Source organism: Bradyrhizobium sp. 31Argb (assembly GCF_043638955.1).
Classification (GTDB): domain Bacteria; phylum Pseudomonadota; class Alphaproteobacteria; order Rhizobiales; family Xanthobacteraceae; genus Bradyrhizobium.
The window spans coordinates 1-9,013 of record NZ_JBEGDB010000310.1 but is presented as its reverse complement, the minus strand read 5'-3'; the positions used below and the strand labels follow the sequence as shown (position 1 = coordinate 9,013).

At 66.9% G+C, this 9,013-nt stretch carries 7 protein-coding genes; 3 read left to right on the top strand and 4 right to left on the bottom strand.

Annotated features, from left to right (window positions below):
- Positions 1–201: 201 nt before the first annotated feature.
- From AAFX91_RS35495 to AAFX91_RS35480, 4 genes are all read right to left on the bottom strand, one after another.
- Complete coding sequence (locus AAFX91_RS35495; RefSeq protein WP_394569641.1) at positions 202–1,170, bottom strand: small ribosomal subunit Rsm22 family protein; 969 nt, start codon at positions 1,168–1,170, stop codon at positions 202–204.
- Between the two features lie 133 nt (positions 1,171–1,303).
- Complete coding sequence (smc, locus tag AAFX91_RS35490; protein WP_394569640.1) at positions 1,304–4,765, bottom strand: chromosome segregation protein SMC; 3,462 nt, start codon at positions 4,763–4,765, stop codon at positions 1,304–1,306.
- A 203-nt stretch (positions 4,766–4,968) separates the two neighbouring features.
- Positions 4,969–5,625, bottom strand: coding sequence for a DsbA family protein (locus AAFX91_RS35485; RefSeq protein WP_282531642.1), 657 nt, complete (start codon positions 5,623–5,625; stop codon positions 4,969–4,971).
- 118 nt (positions 5,626–5,743) lie between these two features.
- Complete coding sequence (locus AAFX91_RS35480; protein WP_282531643.1) at positions 5,744–6,223, bottom strand: DUF721 domain-containing protein; 480 nt, start codon at positions 6,221–6,223, stop codon at positions 5,744–5,746.
- A gap of 108 nt (positions 6,224–6,331) precedes the next feature.
- Between AAFX91_RS35480 and mutY the strand changes: the two genes are divergently transcribed.
- The 3 genes from mutY to AAFX91_RS35465 all read left to right on the top strand — a co-directional run bounded on the left by mutY (position 6,332) and on the right by AAFX91_RS35465 (position 8,629).
- Positions 6,332–7,453 (top strand): A/G-specific adenine glycosylase, encoded by a 1,122-nt coding sequence (mutY, locus tag AAFX91_RS35475; RefSeq protein WP_394569639.1) that lies wholly within the window; start codon positions 6,332–6,334, stop codon positions 7,451–7,453.
- A gap of 61 nt (positions 7,454–7,514) precedes the next feature.
- The gene (locus AAFX91_RS35470) at positions 7,515–7,934 is read left to right on the top strand and encodes a PaaI family thioesterase (RefSeq protein ID WP_130584166.1); all 420 of its coding nucleotides are present in this window, start codon (positions 7,515–7,517) and stop codon (positions 7,932–7,934) included.
- 77 nt (positions 7,935–8,011) lie between these two features.
- Positions 8,012–8,629 (top strand): glutathione S-transferase family protein, encoded by a 618-nt coding sequence (locus tag AAFX91_RS35465; RefSeq protein WP_394569638.1) that lies wholly within the window; start codon positions 8,012–8,014, stop codon positions 8,627–8,629.
- Positions 8,630–9,013: the final 384 nt, after the last annotated feature.

Here is a 9,013-nt window from a genome sequence, read left to right as displayed (position 1 = left end):
CCTGCGTCCACGATCTTCGAATCATGGTTGCCCATGGATTCAGAATCCTCAGTCAATTACAACTGTAATGCTAGAGCATGATCCGGAAAAGTGGAAACCGGTTTTCCGAAAAGAGCATGCTCAAACAAAGAGATAAACGGCGGCGCGCGTCAGCCTGCCCAGCGGCAGGCATGCGTTGGTCGGACCGGGCAGGGAATTAGTTCAAGCGCCCGTCACGGCGTCGCCCCATCGCCAGCGCCGGGCGCGGGCATAGTCGGCCTTGGCGCGGCGGGGGATCTTTGCAATCGAAAGGCCGCTCGGGGTGCAGAGCTTTGCGGTCACCTCCGCCTTGCCGACGACGGGCTGCGCCAGCACGCGGGAGGGATGGCTCGCAATCGGCGTCCGCGTCAGCGCGACATAGGCGAACCGCTCGTCCTCGAACGGCACCTCCGCGCCCTTCACCTGCATATGCGCGCGCGAGCGCGAGAGCCGCTGGCTGAAATGGCACCAGTCCGGCGCCTCAAGCGGGCATGCTTCGTCATGCGGGCAGGGAGCCGCGACATGTGCGCCGGCCGCGATCAGTTGCGCCCGCAGCGCGATGATCCGCGCATAGCCCGCGGGCGTGCCGGGTTCGACGATCACAAGCGCCTCGCCCGCCTTCTCCCACATCAGGCGTGCGAGCGCGGTTCTCTCGGCCTCATCGATTTCGCCGATCATGTAGCTCGCGACGACGAGGTCCGCCCGCTCGGCATCGGCGAGCAGCTTCCGGGCCGGTCCAAGCTCATAGTGCGCCTCGCGCAGCCGCGTGCCGGCGAGCTCAAGCGCCAGCGCGCGCAAGCTGGCGTTGGCATCGAGCAAGACGAATCGTTGCAGCGACGAGAGGGCTTGCGCGGCCGCCCAGCTCGCCGTGCCCGGTCCGGCGCCGATATCGAGCAGCGATGTCGGCGCGAAATCCGGCCTGATCTCGACGAGCGCATTGAGGCTGGCGGCGACGGCCGCGTAGGTCGCGGGCATCCGCGCCAGCGCGTAGGCGAGCGCATCGGTCTCTGATTTGATCGTGCCCGAGCCGCCGCCGTCGCGGTAGGTCCGCGAGATGGCGGCAGCGCGGCTTGCCGCCTCATTGCGCGAGAACCCCTGCAGCCTCGCGTCGAGTGCCGCTTTTAGTTCGGCGGGAAGGTCGGGCGAGATCATCTGTTCGTCACGTCACGACGCGCTCTCCCGTCATTGCGAGCGCAGCGAAGCAATCCACTTCTCCGCTCGCGGCGCTATGGATTGCGTCGCTTGCGCTCGCAATGACGGCAGTACCAGCGGCGGGCGTGCAACCTCACGCCACGTGCTGATCCAGGATGCCGACCGCGCCTTCGAGGTCGACCGAGACCAGTTGCGACACGCCGCGCTCGGCCATGGTCACGCCGAACAGCCGGTTCATCCGCGCCATGGTGATCGGGTTGTGGGTGATGGTGATGAAGCGCGTTTCGGTCGACGACGTCATCTCGTGCAACAGGTTGCAGAAGCGCTCGACATTGTGGTCGTCCAGCGGCGCGTCGACCTCGTCCAGCACGCAGATCGGCGAGGGGTTGGTCAGGAACACCGCGAAGATCAACGCCAGCGCGGTCAGCGCCTGCTCGCCGCCCGAGAGCAGCGAGAGCGACTGCGGCTTCTTGCCCGGCGGCTTTGCAATGATCTCGAGGCCGGCCTCGAGCGGATCGTCGCTCTCGATCAGGTGCAGCGCGGCCTCGCCACCGCCGAACAACTCGACGAACAATCGCTTGAAGTGGTTGTTGACGGTCTCGAACGAGGTGAGAAGGCGCTCGCGCGCTTCGCGGTTGAGGCTCTGGATGCCCTGGCGCAGGCGCTTGATCGCCTCCACCAAATCGTCGCGCTCGGTGGTGAGCCCGGTGTGCTGGGTCTCCACCTCGCGCAGCTCTTCCTCGGCGCGCAGATTGACTGCGCCGAGGCGCTCGCGATCGCGGCGCATCTTTTCCAGCTCTTCCTCGATCTGGCCGACCGGCGGCAGGTCGGCGCCCGGCTCGATCTCGGCGAGGCCGGCCAACGCCTGTGGCTCGACCTCGAGCATGTCATGGACCTCGCGCTCGATATCGGCGAGCCGACGCCGGGTTCCTTCCGTCCGCTCCTCGGCGCGGGCGGTCGCCTCGCGGGCGCTCGACAGCGCTTCCAGCGAGGCCTTGGCGGCGCGGTCGGTCTCCGCCATCGCGGTCTCGGCAGCGGCGAGCGCGTCGGCGGCGCCGCGGCGATCATTCTCGGCGTACTCGATCTCGCTGATCAGCGCGCTGCGCTTCTCCGCAAACACCTCCGGCGCATTGACGAGCTCCTCGCGCTCCGCCGTCACCTCGGTGATGCGGGCCTCGATCGTTCCGATCTGCGAGGCGCCGCTTGCTTTGCGGTTCTGCCACTCGTTGCGCTCGGCGAGGATCGCCTGCACGCGGCGGTCGGCGAGTTCGGCTTCACGGGCCAGCGCCTGCGTTTCGGCGCGCACCTGGGCAGCCACGCGGCGCCGGTTCTCGATCTCGGCGCGGACGGCGGCAAGTTGGGCTTCGGTCTCCACGCTCGGCGGCAATTCGGAGAGCGCCGCATCGGCGTTCTCGTGCGCGGCCTCGGCTTCGGCGCGGTCGGCGGCAAGGCGGTTGTGCGCTTCCGTCAGCGCGGATTTGCGCGCGGCGTGGCGGTTGATCTCGCGCTCGGCTGCGGCATGGCGCTCGCGTGCGGAATCGGCCTCGCGGCGCGCGGCTCGCACCGCCTCGCGCGAGGCGGTCTCGGCGGCGGAGGCGGCGCGCAATTCGGCTTCCGCATTTTCCAGCGCCTGCCGCTTGGCGATCACCTCGCTGCGCGCCTGCTCGAGCTCATGCTCTATGTCGACGAGGCGGGCACGCTCGGCCAGGCGCCGCGCCGCGCCGGTCGGAGCGTGGGCGGCGGTGACAAAACCGTCCCAGCGCCAGACGTCGCCCTCGAGCGACACCAGCCGCTGGCCGGTCTTCAATTGCGACACCAGCTCCGCGCCGCGCTCCTTCGCGACGACGCCGATCTGGGCGAGGCGGCGCGCCAGTTCAGGCGGCGCCTGCACATGGTTGGCAAGGCAATCGACGCCTTCCGGCAGCGCCGGATCTTCGCCGGCGGGGACATTGGTCCAGCGCATCGGCGCCGAGGGATCGACGGGCGCATCGAGATCGTCGCCGAGCGCGGCGCCGATCGCTTTCTCATAGCCCTTGGCGACTGTGATGCCGTCAATGATCGGCGGCCACAGGTTCTTGGTCTCGCCATTGAGGATCTTGGAGATGGTGCGCGCCTCGGTCTCGAGCCGCTGCACGCGCTTCTCTGCTTCGGTCAGCGGGCTGCGGGACGCTTCCAGTGTCTGCCGCGCGACCACGTGACCGGCTTCGCTCGCCTGCACGGTGGCTTCGGCCTCGGCCAGCGTCTGCTGCGCGGTCTCGACCGTGGCCGCGAGCACATCGATGTCGCCGAGCGAACCGGTCTCCTGCGCGAGCCGCTCTTCCTCGGCCTGGACGCTCGCGATCTCGTGGTCGAGTCGGGCGAGCCGGTCGCGATGGGTGCGCACGCCGGCTTCGAGCTGATTGCGCTTGGCGGTGAGGTCGGCGAGCTCTGTGGTCAGCTCGGCAAACCGACGCTCGGTTTCAGCAAGCATGGCTTCCGCTTCCGCGACGCGCTCGTCGACGCCGGAGCGTTGCTCGACCCGAGACTTGATCTCTTCCTTCAGCTCGGCATCCTCGGTGTCGAGCCGCTGCAGCGCGACGTCGGCGTCTGCCGTCTGTTGTTGCTCGCGCGCGATGTCGGCGACGAACTGCGCCAGGCGCCGGTCGAGTTCGGAAACGCGTTCCTTGGCACGCTCCTCTTCGCGGTCGAGCAGCTCGCGCGCATTGTTGAGCCGCTGCAGGCCCGCCGCGGCGCGGGCTTCCGCCTCGCGCAGTGCCGGCAGTTCGGCGGCGCGGATCGCCTGGATGCGCGCGGATTCCGCTTGCTCACGGGTGCGCTCGGCCGCCTCGCGAACCGCGAGATCATGCGTCTGCGCGGCATCGTTGACGTCGGCATGAGCCTCGATCCAGCGCAGATGGAACAGCATCGCCTCGGACTTGCGGACCTTCGCCGCGACCTCGCGGTAGCGGATCGCTTGCCGCGCCTGCTTCTTCAGTCCGTCCATCTGGCCGGTGAGCTGGCCGATCACGTCCTCGACGCGGGTGAGGTTGGTCTCGGCCGCCTTCAGCCGCAGTTCTGCTTCATGGCGGCGGGCATGCAAGCCGGCGACGCCGGCGGCATCTTCGAGGATGCGGCGGCGCTGTTCAGGCTTGGCCTGGATGATCTCGCCGACCTTGCCTTGGTGCACCAGTGCCGGCGACCGCGCGCCGGTTGCGGCATCGGCGAACAGGAGCTGCACGTCGCGCGCGCGCACGTCGCGGCCGTTGATGCGATAGACGGAACCCGCTTCGCGCTCGATGCGGCGGGAGATTTCCAAGACCTGGCTGTCGTTGACGGCCGCCGGCGCCGTGCGATCGGCGTTGTCGATCGTCATCACGACTTCGGCGTGGTTGCGCGCCGGGCGATTGCCGGAACCGGCGAAGATCACCGCGTCCATGTCAGCGGCGCGCAGCGACTTGTGCGAGGTTTCGCCCATCGCCCAGCGCAGCGCTTCCACCAGGTTGGACTTGCCGCAGCCGTTCGGCCCGACCACGCCGGTGAGGCCCGGCTCGATCATGAAATCGGTGGGTTCAACGAACGACTTGAAACCGTGGAGGCGTAGGCGCGTGAGCTTCATGAACACAAATCTCTGTTGGCCGGGCGCGAATCCCCCTGCCGTGACAATACCATGGAAGGCAATGTCGGTATGTAGGTGGCGCTCGCTGCGGCCCTCATGGCCGCGACAATGGCGAGGCCGGGGCGTACCGGCAACCGCCGCCTCGGGCTTTTCCCAAGGCTTTTGCTTGGTTTATCGCGCGCTAACGAATAGCTGTGGACGAATCAGCTTTTCAACAATGAATTGATGCGCTTGCTGAATTCGTCGAACGAGGTTTCGCCCTTCAGCATCTCGCCATTGATGAAGAAGGTCGGCGTCGAATTCACTTTCAAGACGTCGTTGGCGTATTTCTGGTCGGCAGCGATCTTGTCGAGCAGCGCCTGGTCCTTCAGGCAGTCCTCGACCTGCTGCTGGCTGAGGCCCGCCTGCTTGCCGATTCGCGTCAGCGTCTCCGTGGTGTTCTTCATCACCCAATCGTTCTGCTGGCGGAACAACAGGTCGATCACCGCGAAATATTTCGGTGCGTCGTCCTTGGCAATGCAGCGCGCCAGCATCGAGCCGGCGGCGGCCTTGATGTCGAGCGGGAATTCGCGGAACACGTAGCGGATCTTGCCGGTGTCGATGTATTCCGACTTGATCTTCGGGAACACCGTTTCGTTGAAGTTCGCGCAGTGCGGGCATGTCATCGAGGCGTATTCGGTGATGGTCACCGGGGCATTCTGCGGGCCGAGCGCCATGTCCGGCAGCGATTGCGGTTTGGCGACATCGGCGGCGGTCTGCGCCATCGCCTCCGAAATCAGGCGCAGCGGCGAGAGACCGATCAGGGCGGCAAGACCAGTCAGTGACAGAGCGGCGGTAAAGGCGCGGCGCGTGATGATCAAGGTCGGCTCCCGGATTGGCGCATTCACGCCTAAAGAGGTCTAAAAAAGCGAGCTTTCGCTAGCTTGAAATGGTGATTGTGGCAATGCTGCGCTCCAAGGCCTGCCACGCAAAAAAGTCTCAATTTCGCTTGATCGAGGCCCCCAATCGCGCCAGCGCGGCGCGTAGCGCCTCGTCCTCCACGGCGGACAGGGTCTTTTCGACCGCCGCCACCGCCTTGGCGTCCGGCGGCCGCGGCCGCACCACGCGCTCCCGCCGCGACAGGGGGGCCTGCCGCAGCGCCAGCCGGCCGACCGCGTGCCAGCCGAAGAAGCGGTTGACCCGCTCCAGGATGCGGTCGGAGGAATGCTGGATCTCCAGCGCCATCGGCCCCTCGACCCGGAGCACCAGCGTTGCCGGCTCCTGCGGCTGCCCCTCCACCGGCCGCGGCCATTGCATCTTCATCGGCTCCGAATACCGCGCGATCTCGACCCCCGCGATCTCCGCCCACCGCGTTACCAGCTCGCGCGCGGCGAACCCCTGCTTGGCGTAGGCGTCCGAGAAGACGTCGTTGAGCAGGATGGAGAGCGGCTTTGCGCTGATCGGGCCGGGCTTTGACATAGTTTGTCATATCACCTCGCAACGATCCCAGGAATAAAGACGTGGATGTCCCGGCACAGGCACGGGCATGACGTGCAGAGATTCGTGCTCCGACATTAAGATAGGCTCATGAGCTCTCGCGCCGCCGCCAAGACCAAGCCACGAGAAGCGCCTGACGCGCTCGCCGCTCGTCCCGCCCTTCTGCTCGCCTGGTATGACCGGCATCGCCGCCGGTTGCCGTGGCGGGCGGGGGCTGGCGAGGCGGCTGATCCGTACCGGGTGTGGCTGTCGGAGATCATGCTGCAGCAGACGACGGTCAAGGCGGTCGGGCCCTACTTCGAGAAATTCGTTTCCCGCTGGCCGGACGTCGCTTCGCTGGCGCGCGCTTCGCTGGACGATGTGCTGCGGATGTGGGCCGGGCTCGGCTACTATTCCCGGGCGCGTAACCTGCACGCCTGCGCGGTGGCGGTGCTGCGCGACCACAGCGGCATCTTTCCCGATAGCGAGGAGGGGCTTCGCACGCTGCCGGGGATCGGGCCATACACGGCGGCCGCGATCGCTGCGATCGCCTTCGACCGCCGCACCATGCCGGTCGACGGCAATATCGAGCGCGTGGTGTCGCGGCTGTTCGCGGTCGAGGAGGCGCTGCCGCAGGCCAAGCCGCTGATTCAGCAATTGGCGAGCACCTTGCTCGGTCCTTCCCGCGCCGGCGACGAGGAGTCTCGCGCCGGCGATAGCGCGCAGGCGCTGATGGATCTGGGCGCCTCGATCTGCACGCCAAAGAAGCCGGCCTGCGCGCTCTGCCCGCTCAACAACGACTGTGCGGCGCGCGCCCGCGGCGATCAGGAGAGCTTTCCGCGCAAGGCGCCGAAGAAGACTGGCGCGCTGCGCTCCGGCGCGGCCTTCGTCGTCACCCGCGGCGATGAGCTCCTGGTCAGCACCCGCCCCGAGAAGGGCCTGCTCGGCGGCATGACGGAAGTGCCGACCTCCGAATGGCTGGCCGGGCAGGACGATGCGGCCGCACTTGAGCAGGCGCCATTTCTGAAGGGCGTGACGCGCTGGCACCGCAAGGCCGGCGTCGTCACCCACGTCTTCACGCATTTTCCGCTCGAGCTTGCGGTCTATACCGCGACCGTTCCGCCGCGTACGCGGGCGCCGGAGGGGATGCGCTGGGTGCCGGTCGCAACGCTTGCGGACGAAGCGTTCCCGAACGTGATGCGCAAGGTGGTCGCGCATGGGCTCGGCATGTGAGGCTGCTGACAGCATGCTGGCAGGAGGCCTGCGGTAGGTAGGAGCGACAACGGAGGCTCCGATGATCGCGACCGCGCTTGACCGTCTCGCCGCGCCACCCTGCTCCAAGCTGCTCGGCTGGCGCCCGCTCGACGCACGCCCGGGCGAAGGCTGGATTCGGATCGGCTTCGAGGGCAAGCCGGAGTTCTGCAACCCGGCCGGCTTTATCCAGGGCGGCATGCTGTCGGCGATGCTCGACGACACCATGGGCCCGGCGGTATTCGTCATGACCGACGGCAAGCTCTACACCGCGACCATCACGATGACAGTGAATTTCCTGGCGCCGGCGAAGCCGGGTCCGATCATCGGCGAGGCCAGGGTCTCCCAGCTCGGCAAGACCGTCGCCTTCGTCGAAGGCAGGCTGATGGCGGAAGATGGCGCAGTGCTTGCGACGGCATCGACCAGTGCGCGCCTGGTGGAGACGGCAAAGGCTGTTCGCTGAGCCCATCAGTCAGAGCAGGGATGGACGGGGCAAGAGCACGCCGTTAACTTCGCGTCCCTCTGAATGAGGGATGGAACATGCTCAAGCTCTATTACACCCCCGGCACCTGCGCGCTCGCCTCGCACATCGCGCTCGAAGAGGCCGGCGCGCCCTATACGATCGAACGGGTCGACTTCAAGACCAACCAGCAGAACAGCCCGGAATATCTCAAGGTCAATCCGAAGGGACGGGTGCCGGCGCTGGTCACCGATCATGGCGTCCTCACCGAGACGCCCGCGGTGCTCGCCTTCATCGCGCAGAGCTTTCCGAAGGCAAAGCTCGCGCCGCTCGATGACGCCTTTGCGTTCGCGCAGGCGCAGGCGTTCAACAGCTATCTCTGCTCCACGGTGCATGTCGCGCATGCCCACAAGATGCGCGGCTATCGCTGGGCTGCGGAGGAATCCTCCTTTGCCGACTTGAAGCGCATGATCCCGAAAACGGTCGGCGCGAGCTTTGCGCTGATCGAGCGCGACATGCTGAAAGGCCCGTGGGTGATGGGCGAAGCCTTCACGATCTGCGACATCTATCTCTTCACGATGGCGCAGTGGCTGGAAGGCGACGGCGTCGATCTCGCGACGCTGCCGAAAGTGGTCGATCACCGCAACCGCACGGCCGCGCGGCCTGCGGTGAAGAAGGTGCTGGACGCAGAGGCGTGAGCGGTTTGCGCGGCTCTCACGATGACCGCGCCGGCGTCGTCCCCGCGAACGCGGACCCATAACCACAGGCAGTTGTTATGGCGCGAGCAAGCGGTTGCGGAACTAGGTAGGGTGGGCAAAGGCGCGTCTATCGCGCCGTGCCCACCATCCAGCACTCCGCTCGCGATGGTGGGCACGCTTCGCTTTGCCCACCCTACGGCGTCGTCGCGAGTTCTGATTCAAATATCAAACAGCGGAGGGGATACGCGTTCGCGTTCTCGCGGCGCGTTACGCCCGAGCTTTGCGTTCGTTTCGCCCTCTCATCGAGTAGAGGGCGCAGGGAAAGCCGGGTGCCGGTTGCACCCATGGGTCCCGTGCAACAAAAAGCACGGGGGTAGGACCACA